This is a genomic window from Flavobacterium sp. NRK F10 (assembly GCF_024054235.1).
Classification (GTDB): Bacteria; Bacteroidota; Bacteroidia; order Flavobacteriales; family Flavobacteriaceae; genus Flavobacterium; species Flavobacterium sediminis.
In genome coordinates, this window is record NZ_JAMXLC010000001.1 from 3,067,216 (window position 1) to 3,087,683 (window position 20,468).

The 20,468-nt window shown below is 35.2% G+C and carries 20 protein-coding genes, 3 tRNA genes and 1 riboswitch; of the genes, 12 read left to right on the forward strand and 11 right to left on the reverse strand.

Annotation, left to right across the window (positions count from 1 at the left end; genetic code table 11):
• Nucleotides 1–134 precede the first annotated feature (134 nt).
• Both NHF50_RS13980 and NHF50_RS13985 read left to right on the forward strand, forming a co-directional pair.
• Nucleotides 135–2,987 (forward strand): TonB-dependent receptor, encoded by a 2,853-nt coding sequence (locus NHF50_RS13980; protein WP_252777043.1) that lies wholly within the window; start codon nucleotides 135–137, stop codon nucleotides 2,985–2,987.
• A 15-nt stretch (nucleotides 2,988–3,002) separates the two neighbouring features.
• Entirely contained in the window at nucleotides 3,003–4,046 is a 1,044-nt protein-coding gene (locus tag NHF50_RS13985; RefSeq protein WP_252777044.1) for a phytase, read from the forward strand.
• A gap of 73 nt (nucleotides 4,047–4,119) precedes the next feature.
• On the opposite strand, the gene prfB is transcribed toward NHF50_RS13985, so the two are convergent.
• Nucleotides 4,120–5,218 (reverse strand): peptide chain release factor 2 gene (prfB, locus tag NHF50_RS13990; protein WP_109570242.1). Its coding sequence is split into 2 segments (ribosomal slippage): nucleotides 4,120–5,154 and nucleotides 5,156–5,218, totalling 1,098 coding nucleotides; the frame shifts between segments, so codons are not numbered across the junction.
• 47 nt (nucleotides 5,219–5,265) lie between these two features.
• Between prfB and NHF50_RS13995 the strand changes: the two genes are divergently transcribed.
• Nucleotides 5,266–6,285: a low specificity L-threonine aldolase gene (locus NHF50_RS13995; RefSeq protein WP_109570243.1), complete on the forward strand. Its 1,020-nt coding sequence runs from the start codon at nucleotides 5,266–5,268 to the stop codon at nucleotides 6,283–6,285.
• A 47-nt stretch (nucleotides 6,286–6,332) separates the two neighbouring features.
• Here NHF50_RS13995 and NHF50_RS14000 read toward each other — a convergent pair whose 3' ends face one another.
• Nucleotides 6,333–6,821 carry a general stress protein gene (locus tag NHF50_RS14000; protein ID WP_109570244.1) on the reverse strand — a complete coding sequence of 163 codons (489 nt, stop codon included), beginning with the start codon at nucleotides 6,819–6,821 and terminating at the stop codon, nucleotides 6,333–6,335.
• A gap of 72 nt (nucleotides 6,822–6,893) precedes the next feature.
• Nucleotides 6,894–7,217 (reverse strand): YbaB/EbfC family nucleoid-associated protein, encoded by a 324-nt coding sequence (locus tag NHF50_RS14005; protein WP_252777045.1) that lies wholly within the window; start codon nucleotides 7,215–7,217, stop codon nucleotides 6,894–6,896.
• 140 nt (nucleotides 7,218–7,357) lie between these two features.
• On the opposite strand from NHF50_RS14005, the gene NHF50_RS14010 reads away from it, so the two are divergent.
• Complete coding sequence (locus NHF50_RS14010) at nucleotides 7,358–9,418, forward strand: S9 family peptidase (RefSeq protein ID WP_252777341.1); 2,061 nt, start codon at nucleotides 7,358–7,360, stop codon at nucleotides 9,416–9,418.
• Between the two features lie 83 nt (nucleotides 9,419–9,501).
• A complete protein-coding gene (locus tag NHF50_RS14015; RefSeq protein WP_109570693.1) occupies nucleotides 9,502–10,542 on the forward strand; it encodes a PLP-dependent cysteine synthase family protein in 1,041 nt (346 codons plus the stop codon).
• 57 nt (nucleotides 10,543–10,599) lie between these two features.
• Here the strand turns inward: NHF50_RS14015 and NHF50_RS14020 are convergent, their stop codons facing one another.
• Both NHF50_RS14020 and NHF50_RS14025 read right to left on the reverse strand, forming a co-directional pair.
• Nucleotides 10,600–11,361: a C40 family peptidase gene (locus tag NHF50_RS14020; protein ID WP_109570246.1), complete on the reverse strand. Its 762-nt coding sequence runs from the start codon at nucleotides 11,359–11,361 to the stop codon at nucleotides 10,600–10,602.
• Between the two features lie 67 nt (nucleotides 11,362–11,428).
• Nucleotides 11,429–12,607 carry an acetyl-CoA C-acyltransferase gene (locus tag NHF50_RS14025; protein WP_252777046.1) on the reverse strand — a complete coding sequence of 393 codons (1,179 nt, stop codon included), beginning with the start codon at nucleotides 12,605–12,607 and terminating at the stop codon, nucleotides 11,429–11,431.
• Between the two features lie 263 nt (nucleotides 12,608–12,870).
• On the opposite strand from NHF50_RS14025, the gene NHF50_RS14030 reads away from it, so the two are divergent.
• From NHF50_RS14030 to NHF50_RS14055, 7 genes are all read left to right on the forward strand, one after another.
• Nucleotides 12,871–12,954, forward strand: a tRNA-Ser gene (locus NHF50_RS14030).
• Between the two features lie 10 nt (nucleotides 12,955–12,964).
• A tRNA-Pro gene (locus NHF50_RS14035) sits at nucleotides 12,965–13,039 on the forward strand.
• A 13-nt stretch (nucleotides 13,040–13,052) separates the two neighbouring features.
• A tRNA-Arg gene (locus NHF50_RS14040) sits at nucleotides 13,053–13,126 on the forward strand.
• 128 nt (nucleotides 13,127–13,254) lie between these two features.
• A complete protein-coding gene (locus NHF50_RS14045) occupies nucleotides 13,255–13,692 on the forward strand; it encodes a hypothetical protein (RefSeq protein WP_252777047.1) in 438 nt (145 codons plus the stop codon).
• Between the two features lie 142 nt (nucleotides 13,693–13,834).
• Nucleotides 13,835–14,338, forward strand: coding sequence for a hypothetical protein (locus tag NHF50_RS14050; protein WP_252777048.1), 504 nt, complete (start codon nucleotides 13,835–13,837; stop codon nucleotides 14,336–14,338).
• Nucleotides 14,339–14,432: 94 nt separating this feature from the next.
• Nucleotides 14,433–14,620, forward strand: a riboswitch (cobalamin riboswitch).
• Between the two features lie 158 nt (nucleotides 14,621–14,778).
• On the forward strand, nucleotides 14,779–14,904 hold the full coding sequence (locus NHF50_RS15765) for a hypothetical protein (RefSeq protein WP_256476019.1): 126 nt from the start codon (nucleotides 14,779–14,781) through the stop codon (nucleotides 14,902–14,904).
• A complete protein-coding gene (locus NHF50_RS14055; RefSeq protein ID WP_109570250.1) occupies nucleotides 14,894–15,280 on the forward strand; it encodes an acyl-CoA thioesterase in 387 nt (128 codons plus the stop codon). The genes NHF50_RS15765 and NHF50_RS14055 overlap by 11 nt, the downstream gene beginning before the upstream one ends.
• Before the next feature lie 33 nt (nucleotides 15,281–15,313).
• Here NHF50_RS14055 and NHF50_RS14060 read toward each other — a convergent pair whose 3' ends face one another.
• The 6 genes from NHF50_RS14060 to NHF50_RS14085 form a co-directional block, all read right to left on the reverse strand.
• Nucleotides 15,314–15,880: a hypothetical protein gene (locus NHF50_RS14060; RefSeq protein ID WP_252777050.1), complete on the reverse strand. Its 567-nt coding sequence runs from the start codon at nucleotides 15,878–15,880 to the stop codon at nucleotides 15,314–15,316.
• 2 nt (nucleotides 15,881–15,882) lie between these two features.
• On the reverse strand, nucleotides 15,883–17,061 hold the full coding sequence (locus tag NHF50_RS14065; protein ID WP_252777051.1) for a class I SAM-dependent methyltransferase: 1,179 nt from the start codon (nucleotides 17,059–17,061) through the stop codon (nucleotides 15,883–15,885).
• 4 nt (nucleotides 17,062–17,065) lie between these two features.
• Nucleotides 17,066–18,151, reverse strand: a complete 1,086-nt coding sequence (locus NHF50_RS14070; protein WP_109570253.1) for an AI-2E family transporter — start codon at nucleotides 18,149–18,151, stop codon at nucleotides 17,066–17,068.
• A 59-nt stretch (nucleotides 18,152–18,210) separates the two neighbouring features.
• Nucleotides 18,211–19,179, reverse strand: a complete 969-nt coding sequence (locus NHF50_RS14075) for a zinc metalloprotease (protein WP_109570254.1) — start codon at nucleotides 19,177–19,179, stop codon at nucleotides 18,211–18,213.
• 118 nt (nucleotides 19,180–19,297) lie between these two features.
• Nucleotides 19,298–19,810 (reverse strand): TrmH family RNA methyltransferase, encoded by a 513-nt coding sequence (locus NHF50_RS14080; RefSeq protein WP_109570255.1) that lies wholly within the window; start codon nucleotides 19,808–19,810, stop codon nucleotides 19,298–19,300.
• A gap of 3 nt (nucleotides 19,811–19,813) precedes the next feature.
• The gene (locus NHF50_RS14085) at nucleotides 19,814–20,467 is read right to left on the reverse strand and encodes a DUF4159 domain-containing protein (RefSeq protein ID WP_252777052.1); all 654 of its coding nucleotides are present in this window, start codon (nucleotides 20,465–20,467) and stop codon (nucleotides 19,814–19,816) included.
• Nucleotide 20,468 lies beyond the last annotated feature (1 nt).

The following is a 20,468-nucleotide window of genomic DNA, read 5'->3' on the forward strand; positions in this document are numbered from 1 at the left end:
ACAATGTAAATTCAATCTTAATGTTGCCTTCTTGTTTCCTTAAAAAAACGGATCGTTTCTTATTTGTTGCCTTCTATATTTTTACCGAATCTATTGATAATTATAGTTTTGGGTCAAAATCAAATTATAAAGAAATGAAAAAACAAACACAGCTAAAATGGTTATTTGTAACGGTATTTCTACTGTTTTCATTTGCCAAAATCAATGCTCAGAACGGTTCAGTAACCGGAAAAGTTGTTGATGAAAATAACTTTTACCTTCCGGGAGCTAATGTAGTTCTCGAAGCCCTAAAAAAAGGAGCCGTAACGGATTTTGACGGTAAATTTTCTATTGTGTCAGTTCCTGCCGGAACCTATAAATTGAAAGTTACTTATTTAGGATATGAAGATTCAGAAGTTAATGTAACTATTGAAGTTGGTCAAACGGCTGATGTGATCGTTCAACTAAGTCCCAAAAAATTAAACTTAAATGAAGTAGAGTTAGTAGGATACGGAAACGGCCAATCGAAAGCGCTAAATGCGCAAAAAAATAATATGAATGTAACGAATGTTGTTTCCACCGATCAAATCGGAAAATTTCCGGATGCAAACATCGGAGATGCTGTAAAACGTATTCCAGGAATTACTATGCAGGTAGATCAGGGGGAAGCCCGAAACATTATTGTACGGGGTTTGTCCCCTCAACTAAATTCAGTTACACTAAACGGCAGCAGAATTCCTTCTGCCGAAGGAGATAATCGAAATGTTCAGATGGATTTGATCCCGTCTGATATGATCCAGACTATTGGAGTTAATAAAACGATCACACCTGATATGGATGGTGATGCTTTAGGTGGTTCCGTAAATCTGGTCACAGCAACGGCGCCTCAAAAATTCCGTTTGTCTTCAACATTAGGTTCCGGAGTTAGCTTTATTACGGATAAGCGAATTTTAAACGGTTCATTTTTAGTGGGTAATCGTTCCAAAAATAAAAAATTTGGATGGATGGCATCCGCCTCCATTAATGATACTGATTTCGGTTCGGATAATATCGAAGCTGAATGGGATGATAAGTTTGAATACAATACCGGTGCAATTGATGGCGATGGCGAACCTGTTTTGGAAGAAGTAGCTGTAAATCCATACACTAAAAGTTTTGAAACCCGTAAATATTTGGTTCAAAGAGTTCGCAGAAGTTTTGCATTAAATTTTGATTACCAGTTCAACAGCACCAACGAATTGTATTTTAAATCAATGTACAACTGGCGTGATGATAGGGAGAATCGTTACCGAACTAAATATGAAATTCTGGACGGAGAAGATATTACTCTTAGTGATTTCACAGTTACAAACGGAAATTTGACAAGCTTTCCGGCAGAAATTACTCGTGAAACAAAAGGAGGGATCAGTAATAACAGAAATAAAAGTCGGCGTTTAGAAGATCAGAGAATGCAGAATTATTCATTAGGAGGGAAGCACTTGCTGGGAACAGTAAAAACAGATTGGATGGTTTCATTTGCAAAAGCGTCTGAGGAACGAAAAAATGAAAGATATGTCGGTTTCCAGTCAGAATACAACGTTTTTAATGATAATACCGATACAGAGTTTCCCCGAATGTATGCAGTAAACCCTACAGATGAGACAAATTACGGAAATTTTGAATACGATGAAATTACTGAGCAATACCAGTACACAGAAGAAAAGGATATTAACGCCTTAGTAAATTTTGAAGTTCCGGCTGACTTTTTCGGGAATGGTACGGTTAAGTTAGGAGTAAAAACACGTTTTAAAAATAAGAACCGAAACAATAATTTCTTTGAATATGATTTAGAAGATACTTATCCTACAATGGATCTGACAGGTCTTAAAGATTACACGAATACAGATTTTTTACCGGGTAGTCAATACCAATTAGGGAGCTATGTTAGTGCCGATTGGTTAGGTTCATTGACTTTAGTAAACGGAGAAGCAGTTCCTGATGAGTTTCTGCGAGCTAATTTTGATGTAAGTGAAAATGTTTGGGCAGGTTATGTTATGACAACTCAACAAATTACGAATAAGCTAGGTTTAATGCTTGGAGTAAGAGTTGAAAATACATCGTTAGAAGCAACCGGTAACAGAATAGAAGACGAAGAAGAACTTGTGGGAACCATTACGGATAAAAACAGTTATACCAATGTGTTGCCAAGTGTTCACTTTAAATATACACCAAATGATAATGCTGTCATTCGGTTTGCAGTTACGAATACTTTATCAAGACCCAATTATGTGGATTTAATTCCGAGCTTAGATGTGGTAACTTCTGACGAAGAAATTTATGTAGGAAATCCCGATTTAAAGCCAACCACTTCAACAAACTTTGATTTGCTTGGAGAATACTATTTCAAAAGTGTAGGATTGATCTCAGGAGGTTTGTTTTACAAAGATATCAGCGATTTCATTTATCAGTTCCAGACAGAAATAGACGCAGACTTATATGGAGCGGGAACATCCGGTTATAGAGTATACCAACCTTTAAACGGTGATAGGGCATCAATTTTTGGTGTTGAGGTTTCGTTTCAAAGAAATTTAGACTTCTTACCCGGTTTTGCTAAAAATTTCAATGTCTATCTGAATTACACCTATTTGACCTCTGATGCAAAAGGGATTCGAAATGAAGACGGAGAGGAACGTGATGATTTAGATTTACCTAACACGTCACCGAATATGTTCAACGGATCTTTAGGATATAATCACAAGTATTTTAATGCCCGCTTATCAGCTAATTTCTCCGATGCTTATATCGATGAAATAGGAGGCAACCAGTTTGAGGATCGTTATTACGACCAACAATTTTTCTTAGACTTCAATTTAGGTGTAACTTTGTCTAAAAATTTGAGACTTTATGCCGAATTAAAAAATATTACCGATCAGCCTTTGCGTTACTACCAATCGATCAGTAAACGGACACAACAAGCGGAATACTATGGAAGACGCTTAACATTCGGTATTAAATATGATTTATATTAAGAACTAATTTTTACAATGAAAACTATTTATTTAATAAATGCTGCTGCGGCAATTTTAGCCGTGAGCTGCCAAACACAGTCTGATTTAACACCTATAACTCCTGATGTAATTACAGAAAAAACAATAAATGATACAGACGATCCGGCAATTTGGGTAAACCCGGAAAACTCTGCTGAAAGTATTGTGTTCGGAACGGATAAAGAAACTGACGGAGCGATCTATGCTTTTGATCTGGAGGGAAAAATTATAGAAGAGAAAACACTTCGTAACATGAAAAGACCAAACAATATTGATTTGGTTTACCAAGTTCCGTTAAATGATTCAGTAAAGGTCGATATCATAGCATTCACCGAAAGAGAAGAACAACAGATCAGAGTATTCTCTGTTCCGGATATGCAGCCTTTAGATAAAGGAGGGTTTAAAGTGTTTGAAGACGAAACCAATGAAGCTTATCAATGGCCTATGGGAATAGCCTTGTATCATTCACCGACAGATCATAGAGTATATGCAATCGTAGGAAGAAAAGAAGGACCAGCCGAAGGTTATTTATACCAATATGAATTGCAACCAACGGGAAAAGGTTTACAAGCAGTTTTGGTTCGGAAATTTGGAAAATTCAGTGGTAAGAAAGAAATTGAAGCCATAGCTGTGGATGCAGAAAACGGATATATTTATTATTCAGATGAAGAGTTTGGAGTACGTAAATATTATGCCGAACCTTCAAGAGGAAACCAAGAGTTGTCAGTTTTCGGTCAGGATAAATTCTTAAGCGATATTGAAGGTATTGCTATTGCAAAAACAACAACAAAAGGCGGTTATATTATTGTTTCAGATCAACAAAGAGGAACATTCAATGTGTTTGATCGTCAAACCAATGCTTTCATCAAAGCGGTAAACTTGACTACAGTTGAAACTGATGGTTGTGATGTGGTAACCACAAACTTAGGTACTGATTATCCCAAAGGATTATTTGTAGCCATGAATGATTCCAAAGAGTTCTATTTTTACGATTTCGGAAAAATTATAGATGAAATTGAGAAAACAACAACTCAACCTTAAAAAGAAAAATTGTGTTATTATTTTTTAAAGTTGATTCTAAAAAAAGGGCTTTTTTAAAAGCCCTTTTTTATTGTTATTCTTCATCTTTTTGTCCCGTCATCATCAGATAGGCTTTTAAGAATCCGTCAAGATCTCCGTTCATGACCGCATCAACATCAGTAGATTCGAATCCGGTTCTTACATCTTTCACTAATTTATACGGATGCATTACGTAGTTTCGGATCTGAGAGCCCCATTCGATTTTCATTTTCCCGGCTTCAATATCAGCTCGTTTCTCTAAACGCTTTTTCAATTCTATTTCATACAATTGAGAACGTAGCATTTGCATTGCTCTTTCCCGGTTATCGTGTTGCGAACGGGTTTCAGAGCACTGAATTTGAATTCCGGTCGGTTTGTGAACCAATTGTACTTTAGTTTCTACCTTGTTTACATTTTGTCCGCCGGCACCACTGGAACGAGCAGTAGTGATTTCAATATCAGACGGATTGATCTCAATCTCAATAGTGTCATCAACCAAAGGATAAACATAAACGGAAACGAAAGAAGTATGACGTTTAGCATTACTGTCAAAAGGCGAAATACGTACCAATCGGTGTACTCCGTTTTCTCCTTTCAGATAACCGAAAGCAAAATCTCCGTCAAATTCTATGGTTACGGTTTTTACTCCGGCAACATCTCCTTCCTGAAAATTCAGTTCTTTAATTTTATATCCTTGTTTTTCGCCCCACATTAAGTACATACGCATTAGCATAGAAGCCCAGTCGCAGCTTTCAGTCCCTCCGGCTCCGGCAGTAATTTGCAATACAGCACTCATACTGTCTCCTTCATCAGAAAGCATGTTCCTGAATTCCAGATCTTCTATATGCGTGATGGTTTTATCATATTGTTCGTCTACTTCTTCTTCAGTTACATCACCTTCTTTGTAGAAGTCTAACATAATTTGAAGTTCATCAGATAATTCAACAGCTTTGTTGTAATCTTCAACCCATTTTTTCTTTGAGCGGATGTTGCGAACAATAACTTGCGCTTCTTTTGCGTTGTCCCAAAAGTCAGGGGCAAAGGTTTTTTCTTCTTCGTTAGTGATTTCGATCAGTTTCTTATCGATGTCAAAGATACCTCCTTAACGCACCAAGGCGATCAATAATATCTTTAACTTGTTCTGTGTTTACCATAAAAATTGTAGTTTTACGACACAAAAATAAGACATTCCTTTTGATATATGGAAATAAATTTAATAAGTGATACAGTTACCAAACCAACTCAGGAAATGTTGGAGGCAATGTTTACGGCAAAAGTAGGGGATGATGTATTTAAACAAGACCCTACAGTAAACGAATTGGAGCGTTATACTGCAAGTTTGTTCGGTAAAGAAGCGGCTTTGTTTTTTCCTAGTGGTACAATGGCAAATCAAACAGCTATACGATTGCATACTAAACCGGGTGATGAGGTTATTTGCGATAAATGGTCTCATATTTTTTTGTATGAAGGAGGCGGAGTTGCTGCAAACAGTGGTGTTTCTTGTCATTTAGTAGATGGAAGCAGAGGAAAGATTACGGCTCAGCAGGTAAAAGAAGTGATTAATGACCCCGAGTTTTATCACGCTCCTGTAACCCGATTGGTAAGTCTTGAAAATACAACAAATAAAGGGGGAGGAGCATGTTATGATCTTTCAGATATGCAAGCTATAGGACAAGTCTGTGAAGAGCATGGATTAAAATATCATTTAGACGGTGCACGTTTGTGGAATGCTATGATTGCAAAACAGCAAAATCCTAAAGATTTCGGTCGGTTATTTGATACGATCTCAGTTTGTTTATCTAAAGGACTGGGAGCACCTGTAGGTTCTGTTTTGGTAGGTTCGGCAGAGGATATGAAAAAAGCAATGCGTGTCCGTAAATTGTTCGGAGGTAATATGCGGCAGTCCGGATATTTAGCAGCAGCAGGATTATATGCGCTACAACATAATATACAGAGGTTGTCAAAAGATCATGAGCGCGCTCAGGACCTGGCTCAGGTATTATCAAAAAAAGAATGGGTTATGACAGTAGAACCGGCAGAAACTAATATAGTGATCTTTACATTGAAGCCTACTGTTAATGAACAGGATTTTATTGAAAAACTGAAACAAAAGAATATTTTAATCAGTTCTATGGGGCAAGGAAAACTTAGGATGGTAACGCATTTAGACTATCGTCAGGTAATGCATGATTATGTGATGGAAGTTTTAGATAAATTATAAAAAAAGGATTCTGCAGAATCCTTTTTTTATAAAAACACATCTGAAATTTATTCACTATCTAATTCCAAATGTAATTTGTCAGTATTCAGAATTTTTTCGGCAGTATCAATATCACTTTGATCGCCTCGAACAAAAAGAAGGAATTTACATTCATTCAAATGATCCTCATATTTTTTAGCATTGTGCTTTTCTACACCTGCAAAGGTTAATATAGCAATAATACTGCTGCCGAATGCTCCTAAATCAGCTCCGGCAATTCCACCAACTAAAGCACCCGCGCCGTAAAGAAAACCAAGTCCCGGAATAGTAAAAACTCCTATTCCTGTAAGTATTCCTAATGTAGTTCCGGCAATCACTCCTAAACTGACTTCCGCTGCTTCAGCAGTGTCGTTAGTTTTAATGTGTACATGATTGTTGATTAAATCAGCTTTACCTAAAATAGAAACTTTTTCAGTATCAAAACCATTATTTTTTAGTTGATCAACTGCTTGTAGTGCTTTTTTGTGAGTTTCATAAACTGCAACTAATGTTTTCATGATTTCTGTTTTTTAAGTTAACTATATAAAGTTAAGGCTTTTCAACGGAAACACTATTAGAGAAAAGTTAATTTATTTGAATAAATCCATTCCCGGGATATTAGGCATCCCTTCTTTGGCAACTGCGGCAATTTCGGTTTCATTAACCTGAGTAGCACGCTCAATAGCTTTGTTTAAAACATTTACCAGATAATCTTCCAGCATTTCTTTGTCCTGTAAAAGATCGTCACTAACAGTAATGTTTTTAATAGTTCTGTTGGCTGTAATGGTTACTCCTAATAAACCATCCGAACTTTTTTCGTCAATTAAAACGGTGTCTAAACGTTTTTTGGTTGCTTCTACTTTTTCTTGGGTCTCTTTGATTTTTCCCATCATACCCATTAAGTCTCCGAACATAAATGTTAAATTTTAATTTTGAACGACAAATTTAGTAAATTTATACTCATTAATAAATCTATAAATTCATGAGAAAAATTTCGGTCGTCCTGTATATTTCCATTACTTTTGTTCTTTCTTGTAATTCCAAAAAATCAGAAATGAATACAGATGTGCAGCCCCCGATTGCCAAAAAAATACCGTATAAATTAGAAAAACACAACGATGTCAGAATCGATAACTATTACTGGTTAAACCAAAGAGAAGATCCGGAAGTTGTGGCTTATCTGGAAAAAGAGAATGAGTACTATCAGAAAATGACGGCTCATACAAAGAAACTTCAGGAAGATTTATTTCAGGAGATGAAATCTCGAATTAAGGAAGACGATACCTCAGTTCCTTATTTTTACAACGGATATTACTACATTACTCGTTTTGAAACCGGAAAAGATTATCCTATTTATGCTCGTAAAAAAGGAAGTTTGGATGCTCAGGAAGAAATTATGTTTGACTGTAATGAAATGGCTAAAGGGCATTCTTATTTTAATTTGAATGGTATCAGTGTGAGTGAAGATAACGAATGGTGTTCATTTGGAGTAGATACCGTTTCAAGACGCCAGTATACAATTAAAGTTAAAAATCTGAAGACCGGTGAAATTTTACCGGAAGCTATTGAGAATGCCACAGGAAGTACAGCTTGGGCAAGTGACAATAAAACTTTCTTTTACACTAAAAAAGATCCGCAAACTCTTCGTTCTGATAAAATATATAAGCATATATTAGGAACAGAACCGGCTAAAGACGAATTGGTTTTCCATGAAAAGGATGATACTTTTTATACGTTTGTATATAAAGAAAAATCTAAAAAATATCTGGTTATCGGTTCTACAAGTACGTTGACCTCAGAATATCAGGTTTTAGAGGCAAATGATCCGTCCGGGAAGTTTCGTGTTTTCCAGAAAAGAGTAAGAGGAGTAGAATATTCCATTTCTCATTTCGGAGACAGCTTTTATATATTGACTAATAAAGATAAGGCAACTAACTTTAAATTGATGAAGACTCCCGAAAAGGCTACGACCTCTGAGCATTGGGTTGATCTGATTCCGCATAGGAAAGAAGTTCTTTTAGAAGGAATTGATATTTTTAAGGATTATTTGGTAGTTGAAGAGCGTTCCAACGGATTGAATAAAATTCAGATTCGCCCGTGGAGTAGGGAAGAGCCTTATTATCTGCCTTTCGAAAGTGAGACCTATACCGCTTACACAACTACAAACCCTGATTTTGATACAGAATTGTTGCGTTTTGCTTACCAATCATTGGCTACGCCTTCATCGGTGATTGATTTTAACATGCGTACCAAAGAGAAAGCGGTTTTAAAAGAACAGGAAGTGCTTGGAGGCAAATTCGATAAAAATAATTATCAGGAAGAACGTATTTGGGCTACCTCTGAAGACGGAACTAAAGTTCCGGTTTCTTTAGTCTACAGAAAAGGAGTTCAAAAGGATGGAAAAAATCCGTTATTGCAATATGCTTACGGTTCTTATGGTTCTTCAATGGATCCTTGGTTCTCTACAACACGTTTGAGTTTATTAGACAGAGGATTTATTTTTGCGATAGCTCACATCAGAGGCGGAGAAGATTTAGGAAGAGATTGGTATGAAGATGGAAAGTTGTTAAAAAAGAAAAATACATTTACTGATTTTATTGATTGCTCTGAATATTTGATAAAAGAAGGATACACTTCCCGAGAGCATTTGTATGCGGAAGGAGGATCGGCCGGAGGCTTGTTGATGGGAGCAGTAGCAAATATGGCACCGGAATTGTATCATGGGATCATAGCTCAAGTTCCTTTTGTAGATGTAGTTACAACGATGCTGGACGATTCTATTCCCTTAACGACTGGAGAATATGATGAGTGGGGAAATCCTAACGATAAAGAATATTATGATTACATGCTTTCGTATTCACCTTATGATAATGTTAAGACACAGGATTATCCTAATATGTACATTTCCACAGGATTACATGATTCGCAGGTGCAATATTGGGAACCTGCCAAATGGGTAGCCAAATTACGAGATATGAAAACTGATAAAAATCTCTTATTTTTAGATACAAATATGGATGCGGGTCATGGCGGTGCTTCAGGGCGCTTTGAAGCACTGAAAGAATTAGCTAAGGAATTTGCGTTTTTGTTAGATTTAGAAAAAATTAAGGAATAGTTAAACTTTTTTTGTTAAATTTGCATGGTTTTGGGGTTGTCAAAAATAAATACAGAAAGCCTACCACAACTAATTTTTTATTTATGAAAGAAGAAATAAAAGCCTACGATAATGTTCTTGCACTAATAGGGAACACGCCGTTGTTAAAATTAAGTAAAGTTACATCGAATCTGGAAGGTAACTTTTATGCAAAAGTAGAAGCCTTTAATCCTGGACATTCTGCAAAAGATAGAATAGCATTATATATTATTGAAGAAGCAGAGAGGAGAGGAATACTTAAACCGGGTGATACCATTATCGAAACGACTTCAGGAAACACAGGATTTAGTATAGCAATGGTTAGTATTATCAAAGGATATGAGTGTATACTAGCAGTTAGTTCTAAATCTTCTAAAGACAAGATTGATATGTTAAGAGCAATGGGAGCCAAAGTATATCTTTGCCCGGCTCATGTATCAGCTGACGATGAACGGTCTTATTACAGTGTAGCAAAACGTTTACACGAAGAAACAAAAGGTTCAATTTATATCAATCAATATTTTAATGAATTAAATATTGAAGCGCATTATAAAACTACCGGACCTGAAATTTGGGAACAAACCAATGGAAAAATCACCCATTTAGTGGCGTGTAGCGGTACAGGAGGAACTATCTCAGGAACTGCTAAGTTCTTAAAGGAAATGAATCCTGATATTAAAGTTCTGGGAGTGGATGCTTACGGTTCAATACTGAAAAAATACCACGAAACCCGTGAGTTTGATAGTAATGAGATCTATCCTTACAGAATTGAAGGTTTAGGTAAGAATTTGATCCCTACAGCAACTGATTTTGATGCAATCGATAAATTTATGAAAGTATCAGATGAGGAAAGTGCACATACAGCACGAGAAATTTCAAGAGTAGAAGGCTTGTTTGTAGGTTATACTTCAGGTGCAGCTCTACAAGCAGTTCGTCAATATGCTGAGGAAGGTGAGTTTACAAAAGACAGTAATGTCGTTATTATTTTCCCGGATCACGGTTCGCGTTATATGAGTAAAGTATATAGTGATGAGTGGATGAATGATCAAGGATTTTTTGATAGCGTAAATATAGAAGCTAATCAAAAAGTAGAAGTGATTAAATAATAGAAAATTATAATATCTCTATACTAAAAAAGCTCCGATTCGGAGCTTTTTTATATTTTAAATTATTTTCTTAATAACTCTTAATTTGTGAGTATGTCTGTTTGTTTCGGCATTGTAGATGCCTAAATGATCCAGACGATCAATTCGAACCTTTCCGGATGCATGAATAATATGATTGTTTTCCATCATAATTCCTACATGGATGATATTCCCTTCTTCATCATCAAAAAAGGCTAAATCTCCGGGTTCACTTTCTTCAATAAAACTAAGAGGTTCTCCTTGAGTAGCCTGTTGGGAAGCATCTCTTAAAATATGATATCCGTTCAATCGATAAGCCATTTGCGTGAAGCCGGAACAGTCTATTCCGAAAGGGGATTTTCCACCCCACAGATAAGGAGCGTTAAGGTACATGAAAGCCGTTTTAACAATAGCGGTTTTAGACTTAATACCACATGTTTTTAGCCCTTCGAAAGCATAATTCTTAGTGTTAATATTTTCGTGGCTTAAAAAGGAAAGTGAAGAGCCCAAAGGAATGGCGATCAACTCGTTTTCAGGATTTGTAATGTATTCAATCAGATCAGCATTCAGAACTTCCGGAGTTTCCAGTAGATCTGCATATTGATTTTCGGAAATTTTAAAAAATTGTTTATTGTCAACCCAACCCGTGTATTGGTCAAAAGCGGTTTCAATCTTACTCCATTTAGGAGTTTCTTCAATAATTTTAAAAAATTCTCCAAATAACAATTGGGAAACCTGTTCGCTTCTGTCTGATGCTTCAGAACGAATGGGAACTATGGCAAGATTACAAATTCCGAACATTAAAACAATTATAATATTAAATAAAAAACACCGGATAGGATATCCGATGTTTTATAAAGGAAATATATTAAGCTTTTTCGATTACAATAGCTGAAGCACCACCACCACCATTACAGATAGCAGCAGCTCCTAATTTAGCATTGTTTTGTTCCAATACATTTAACAAGGTAACAACGATGCGCGCTCCCGAACATCCCAGAGGATGTCCTAATGAAACAGCCCCGCCGTTAACATTGATCTTATCTTCACTTAAACCTAAAATCTTAGCATTGGCTAAACCGACAACAGAGAATGCTTCGTTAAACTCAAAGAAATCAATATCTGTTAATTCTAGATTTACTTTCTGTAAAGCTTTAGGTAAAGCTTTTGATGGAGCAGTAGTAAACCATTTTGGTTCCTGAGCAGCATCGGCAAAAGATTTAATATATGCTAATGGTTGTAATCCTAATGCGCTAGCTTTTTCTTCGCTCATTAACACTACAGCTGCAGCTCCGTCATTGATTGTAGAAGCATTGGCAGCAGTAACAGTTCCTTCTTTTGTGAATACAGGAGATAATACTGGGATTTTATCTAGTTTAACATTGGTAAATTCTTCATCTTTAGATACTAAGATAGGTTCTCCTCTTCGTTGCGGAACTTCCACTGGAACAATTTCTGAATCAAACTTCCCGTTTTCCCAAGCTTTTGCAGACCTTTCATAAGACTGAACTGTAAAGCGATCTTGTTCTTCTCTGGTAATTTGGTATTCTGTTGCACATTGATCAGCAAATACCCCCATAGGTTGGTTGTCATAGGCATCAAACAAACCATCTCGTTGTAAACCATCGGCTAGAGTAGCAGGCCCGAATTTAACACCATTTCTCATGTGTACGTAATGAGGGATTAAGCTCATGTTTTCCATACCACCGGCTACGATAATATCAGCATCACCACATTGGATAGCCTGAGCGCCCTGCATGATTGCTTTCATACCACTGGAACATACTTTATTAACGGTTGTACAAGGTACAGTGTTAGGTATTCCGGCATATAACGCAGCTTGACGTGCAGGAGCTTGTCCGTTGTTAGCCTGAACAACATTTCCCATTAATACTTCGTCAACTTCTTCCGGTTTTAAATTGATTTTATTTAGTGCTCCTTTTATAGCAGTTGCTCCTAATTTTGTAGCCGGTACACTGGATAAAGCTCCCATGAAGCTACCGATCGGAGTTCTGACTGCAGAAACAATAACAACTTTTTTACTCATGATGTGTTTATTTAGTTTTTGCGAATTTACTATTTTTATTCCAAAAAAATTCTTTAAATCAATCGAAATAGTGAATTATTAACGTAAATAAGGGAGAGTTCTTTTTTTTAGTAAAAAAAGTTGTTTTGCTATCTGTTTGAATTTTAAATCGTTTCATTTTTTTTTAAAATAAAAATGAAAAAACTTTAGAAAATAGTTGTAAATAATAATAGTAAGGCTTACATTTGCAACCGCAAAAAAGATAAGTTCTTTTAAAGATTTAAGGAGAGGTGCCGGAGTGGTAACGGAGCAGATTGCTAATCTGTCATCGGGTAACCGATGCCAGGGTTCGAGTCCCTGTCTCTCCGCTTCTTTTTTCGGGGTGTAGCGTAGCCCGGTCATCGCGCCTGGTTTGGGACCAGGAGGTCGCAGGTTCGAATCCTGCCACCCCGACGGATAAAATAATGGTCTCGTAGCTCAGCTGGATAGAGCAACTGCCTTCTAAGCAGTAGGTCTCAGGTTCGAATCCTGACGGGATCACAAAAAGCCTAGTAAATTTATTTACTAGGCTTTTTTGTTTTTAAATATTGTTATTAGTGTACCTTAGATTAGAGAAATCAGATACAATGTTCTATTTTCAGGAGTGCATAAATTTTATGAAAACAAAAATGGAAAGACTCGTTATTTTTATTTTTTTTCTTCTATTTAATTCACAATTAAATTCTCAGGTAATTGAGAGTTATATTGATTTCTCTAAAAATGTAAAGCTTCAAAAAGATTATGTATTTGAAGAACCTGAATCAGGCATTAGTCAGAAAGTTAATTATTTGGGAGAAATTATTGCTGGAAATAAGATAAAGTATAAAGTGTTGATATCTCATATTAACCTTTCCGGAAAAGGAGTAAATGAATTGATCTTTATTTCAGATAAAAATGAAGAATATATTTATGCTTTAGATCTACCGAAAGATTTTCCTCTGTTTATAAAAGACAATAAGTTATTTTTTGAGGATGAAACGGAGGGAATGCAAAGTATGATAGTTTCAGATTTATTGAATTGGTTTTGTTCTCCTTTTGGATGTTTCCCTAGGAAAAACAGAAAATAATAATCCTTTCCGGATTATTGGTAACACATTTAACTTTTTTAAGAAATAGTTCGATAAAAGACAGATGGATTTTTTACGGACTGTAATTTTTCTGTATTTTTGAATTAAGATCAAAAAAGCAACTGTTTATTAGTGTAGAATTATGAAAATCAAAATCTTATATAGTATCTTTTTTCTTTTTGTTTCTATAGTCATTACTGCTCAGAATTTTGAATTGAAAGATCCGGATATCATTGCATTGAAAGAAAAAGCAAAATCAAAAGACTTTTCAGAAGAGATAGTCTATCTGTATTTTTTAGAGAATTATAAACCGACTTCCGAGAAAATTAAGATTAAAAGATCCGATTATATTGAAGATAGTATTTGTTCTTTTGAACAAACATTTGAAAATAATATCCGTTACGTTGTAAATAATTGTGATGAAGAAGGAGGAGTTACAATTAACATCTTTTTGCCTAAAATAGAAAAAGAGAAGATTAAAAAATGGATTGAAAAAATATATAGTGCCGAAGCCGGAGATGTAAAAAATAAATGGTATAGTGGTAAAGATATTTACGGTCCGGAAGATAAAGGAGCGGGTTGTTATTATGAGATAACACCTACTAAACAAAAGGAGTGGAGTATTAGTATCTTTTGCGGATGTTAAATTGCCTATATAGGCTTGGAAAACCAACAAAATCGAAAATTATTTATCAAAATTAAAATAAGTTCCTACCTTAGCGCTATTGTTCTTTACGTAGTTTCTATCAAACGGAAAAGGTTGTTCTTAGCGGAACATTAATAGGGAATCCGGTGTAAATCCGGAGCTGTCGCGCAACTGTAAGTAATTTCATGATTTTTATCCTTAGTGATCCACTGTTTCTTATAACGGGAAGGATGGTAAAAATTGTTACAAGCCAGGAGACCTGCCTGTTTCTGATATGACGGTACTTTCGCGATCTGAAGTCAGAGTCAATTTTGGTGTCGAATCGGTGGTGTTTTAATTCCGACCGATACTTAATCTATTCTCTTTTTTTATTGCAAAATGTGCTGAGAAGTTATTCGAAGAACTTTTAAATCATTGTTTAATATTTAAAAGTAAATGAAATGACAGTATTTCAGTATGACTATCCGCGAACTGATAGTCGGATTACTATTACTTCGGTAACAGACGGAGGTAATAGTCTCAAAGAGAATTGTTTAACGCTGAAAAAAGAAGGTTATGACAATTGAGCAAAGAATCGTACAATCGGAAACCAGAATTTTTAAAGCTGTATTTCCTAATACGACCAATCATTATGATACGTTATTTGGAGGAACGGCAATGCAATTGATGGATGAAGTAGCTTTTATTGCGGCAACGCGTTTCTGCAGGCAGAAAGTAGTTACTGTATGTAGTGACAGAATTGATTTTAAAAAACCGATTCCCGGAGGAACTATTATAGAGTTAGTTGGTAAAGTTTGCCATGTAGGCAATACCAGTTTAAGAGTTTCTGTAGAAATATTTATTGAGGAGATGTATTCGGAAGAAAGAGACAAAGCAATTCATGGAGAATTTACGTTTGTTGCTTTGAATGAGGATAAACAGCCTGTAAGAATAGTAAGTTGATCTGAAAAAGAAAGCCCGTTTTACGGGCTTTTATTATTCAATACATGTCAGATAATCCATAAATAAACGACTTGGGTAGAAGGTTTCTTTTAAAAGTTCTGATTGTATCTCTTTTTTGATGATGTAATCCTGACTTTCGCCTGAAAATTGTATCCGCATCAGTGAAACCGGAGAGCTTTTGAGTTCGTCGTAGTTTTGTTTTGTAAAGACAAAATAAGCATTCAATATACGAATATTAGCTTTGTCTTCCTCAATATAACTCAAAGCAGAACAGATATCTTCATTGATGCTTAGTAGGGTCACAATTTTACCGTTTTCTAGCTGAAGTATAACTTTTGAACTTCTGTTCAGACATTTGGTAGGGATAAAAATCGTGTTTTTTTCTACGATTTGTAGACCTAAAGTCGGAATTCCGTTATTGTTTAATAAGGTTGCTTGTATAAGTTCTTTTTTAGAACCGAAAACTTTTTCTGAGAAAAGTTGCTCTTTCAGTATTCTTAAAGAAGTGGAATCTGTTTTTTCTTCAATTTCATATTTACAACTTTTAGACTGAGAGAAAAGAGTAACAGAGGCTAGTAAAAATAGAATTAAATAGCGCATATTTATTTTTTTGTGCAAAATAGGATAATTTTTTTATTTTCTGAATTAGTTGTGAAAAATACATAAGTATCACCACCGTCTTTGATTTTGTATTTCTTTCTTAATTCTTCCGGTTTCAAGGGGAAGTTCCGGGTAGAAATATTAAGTTTTTGATTGAGAAGGTATGTTTTGGCTGAATTTTTATCAAAAGGAACTACCTGATCAATTATAAAATTACGTCCCGGTAAATTTAAGTCTTCGTCAGTTGTATACAAATGGGAATGTTGGTGTAATTTATCGATGTGAAAAACAGCAGAAACAGCGTCAAACATACCGGATTTTAATAAAGCAGCATTGGGTTCGAACAAATATTTTTTAGGTTTGCTGAATGTGGACTGATAGTTTGTGTTCCAATTGAACTCACTTTTTAATGGCTTTCCTTTTTCAATTGTAACGGCAGAAATGCTAAGGTCACCTTCATAATTGCGGTGAATTTCCCAAAGCAATTCTTTAACTTCGTTATCAAGTGCAATAATGTGAATTTTCTTTACGTATTTTAACTCACTTAAACCGGCTTTTAGATCGAGTAGCGGAGCCGTTTTTATGAGGATGTTAGAAGTATATTGAAAATAGAATTCTAACAGGTCAGGAACATTCGGTTCACAATCTTTTAGCATGAATACTTTTCCTTTATGATCATGTCGGCGTGACGGATCTATATAAATCCAGTCTAGTTGTTGATCCCGTTTTTTTATGATTTCAGTACTATCACCGGAAAGGCATTCCAGATTATTTACTTTTAAGAGTTCAGCATTGTGCTTCACAATTTCGGATAGTTCCTGGTTCCATTCGCAATGAATGACTTTTTGAAATTGCTGTGCGAAATAGTAATCATCCACCCCGAAACCGCCGGTGGCATCTAATAATGTTTTTCCGCTGATTAATGAAGCTTTATAAGCTGCAGTTTGCTCTGAGGAAGTTTGTTCAACTGAAACTTTTGACGGATAAATGATATTTGCAGTAGCAAACCAAGTGGGCAATTTTTTTTCTGCTTTTTGTTTTGCAGCTACCTGTTGTACCACTTCACTTAATGCTATTCCGTTGAATTGTTTTTTTTGTAAAGCTAATTGTGTAACCTGTTGATCGATATTCCGGTTAATAAAATCCTGAACTTCTTTGTCGAGTAAAGCTTGTATCTTCAAAAGATTAAATGTTTTTGGTTAAAGCTTTAATAAGTCTGTTATTGGGTAAAAATTCTTTAGCGATCACTTTTAAAGCTGTATATGTAGGGACTGCAACAATCATTCCTAAAACCCCAAATAAGCTTCCTGAAGCTAAAATGACTAAAAATATTTCTAATGGATGACTTTTAGTACTTTTTGAAAAAATAATAGGTTGGTTAATGTTGTTATCGATTAATTGAACAATAGTCATTCCAATGATCACATAAAGGGTTGTCGGTAAGACATCATTTATAAAATCTTGACCTATGCCACTTAGCATTACTAAAGAACTTGCTACGATCATGGCTAATAATGGACCTAAATAGGGAATGATATTTAAAATAGCACACAACAATGCAATTATAAAAGCATTTTCAACACCAAAGATCAAAAAAACAATGAGATTCAGGATTAAAATGATAAAAAGTTGAAGTAATAAGCCTCCGAAATAACGGCTCAAAAGTTGGTTGATCTTGTCTATTGATGTTAACACCTTTGATTTTTGTTCATCGGGTAAAACAGCTTTGAAAGCATTGAAAAAAGAATCTTTCTCTTTTAAAAGAAAAAAAGTGACAAAAAGTACAGATGCTAATCCGATACCTAGATTACTGATGAAGTTTAACAGACTGTTAAAAAAATCAGATAAAAAATTAAGGTTTAAAGCTGAAAAGATATCGCTGGTTGCCACATCTTCTAAATGAAAACCATTTGTTTCTAAAAAATGACTAATGGTTTGTATGAGTTCGTTGTAATTATTTTCTAAAGTTTTGATATCTAATAAGGAAAGGTTTTGTCCCTGAGTGATTAAAAGTGGAACAAAGAGCAATATGAAACCTGAAATAAGTAATAAGACTAAGAACAAGGTAGTAATAACAGCTAAGGTATTTTTGAATTTTAATTTCCTTTTTAAAAATTGAACTACAGGATTCGTCAATAAGGTTAGTACCAGTGAAATAAGAATGTAAATCAAAAGAGCTGATAATTTGTAAGCCAGATAAAAACCCACAACGATAAGGCAAAGTATGCCTATAGTTCGTAATATTCCGTTTGATAGTTCTTTTGAAGTCATATACAAAAATAAAAAAACTCGCCGTTTGAAGGCGAGTTTTTATGTGTAATTTATATTTTTTAAGGTTGAGCAAAAGTTTCTCTCGGACCACCGGCTGCAAAAATAGCCATCATTCTGCTTTTTTGCCCGTTTGTAAACATATACATACAAGCATCGTCAGTGTAATCCATGTAGTTCATTGTCATTTCTACCGGAGTACCGCTACATGTAGAATAATGAGGGTATGACGGACAACCGTAATTCGCAGTATTATGAGTCGGAGTATCCGCAACATAGTCAGTTCCGCAAGTTGTGTCACCCCAAATGTGTCTTAAGTTCATCCAGTGACCGATTTCGTGAGTAGCAGTTCTACCTTTGTCAAACGGAGCTGTTGCAGTACCGGTATTTCCGAAATATCTGGAATCAATTACGACACCGTCAGTAGAAGAAGAACCTCCCGGAAACTGAGCGTAACCTAAGATTCCGCCACCGATTGTACAAACCCAGATGTTTAGCTTAGTATCAGGGCTAGTAGCATCAATTCCGCCTCTTTTGCTACTTTTCATGGCATCTCTGGTTCCCCATGATGATTTTCGGGTTGATTTTCGGATGACATTATCTAAGACAAAAGAGATTCCGATATCTGCTTTTACACCACTAAAAAGTGAAGGAACTTGGTTGAAATCGGGATTATTTCCGTTAAAATCCTGATTCAAGATATCAATTTGAGATTGGATTTGTGCTAAAGAAATATTTTCAGAAGCAGAGTTGTATAAAACATTCACCACAACAGGGATTTCAATACTACCGTTTACTAAACGCATTTGACTCGTAGGATTGTTTAAAAAGCTTTCAGTGAAATTTTCAATTTCAGCCATTTTCACGGCTAATTGTGGATTTTCTTTTAATTGAGCTTCCAAAACATCGTTTGAAGCACAATTTCTACTAGTAACCGAATTGTTACTGATTTCCATTTCACTATTATTTTCTTCATTGCTGCAAGAAAATAATACCGCTGCTACGGCAACAGATAAAAATAATTTTCTCATAATTTTAAAAAAATTTGTTAATAAAAATACAATTAGGTTAATAGTTTAAATTATTATAACAAATTTATAATAAAAAGTTAATAAACCTAAAAAATAGAAGAAAATTTTTGTAAGAATATTATTTTATAGCTTGTGTTATTGCGAAAAGTCCAATGGATAAGGCTTGTACAACATTCATACTACTGTTTTGACCATACATATTGATATGGGCAGTCTGATCAGATATACGTAATAATTCTTTTGATATCCCGGAGATCTCATTTCCGATGATGAGTGCTAATGGTGTTGCCTTTTTGTCTTTTAACTGAAGGTTTTCGATAGGGATACTGTTATCCGTAATTTCAATAGCAATAAGGTAAAAGTTGTCTTTTTTTAGTCGCTCAATGAGAAGCTCTTTATCTTTTATAATTTCAAAAGGAACTGTTTTGTGAGTATTGCGGGAAGTTTTGTTGATTTTTCGTTCCGAAAAAATAAAATGCTCTCCGGTAAAGAGGATTTTGGAAACACCGAATGCATCACAAATTCTAAATATACTGCCGATATTTTGCTGAAAATAAACCGCATCACAAATAACGGTTATAGGGAAACGACGGGGTTCAAAAGAACTGTTATAATGGGTAAGTTGTTCCAAATTTTAGTTACTGAAAATATAATAGAGAATATTGGCTCCCATTTGTAACGCTTTCATACGAACGCTTTCGGGGTCGTTGTGTACTTCTGTGTCTTCCCAACCGTCTCCTAAGTCACATTCATAAGTATAAAGCAATACCAGCCGGTCACCACTAAAGATTCCGAAAGCTTTAGGTCTTTTATTGTCGTGTTCATGGATTTTCGGAAGTCCGTTAGGAAATTTATAAGGAGCCTTAAAAATAGGATGGTTTACAGGAATTTCAACTAAATCGTCATTCGGGAAAATTTTTTTAATTTCCCTGCGAATATATTCGTCTATTCCGTAATTGTCGTCGATATGTAAAAAGCCGCCGGAATTCAGGTAATTTCTTAAATTCTCAACTTCATTGGGTGAAAAGAGAACATTCCCGTGTCCGGTCATATGAACAAAAGGGTAGGAGAACAATTCAGAACTTTCGGCTGTTACCGTATTGATTTTAGGATTGATCTTAGTATGAGCATTTTGGTTACAGAATGCTACTAAATTAGGTAAGGAAGTAGGGTTAGCATACCAATCGCCTCCGCCGGAATATTTAAGTAGTGCAATATCCTGAGAGAATCCCCAATTAAACAGTAGTATACTTATTACTAAATTAAAAATCAATCTCTTTTTTTTCATA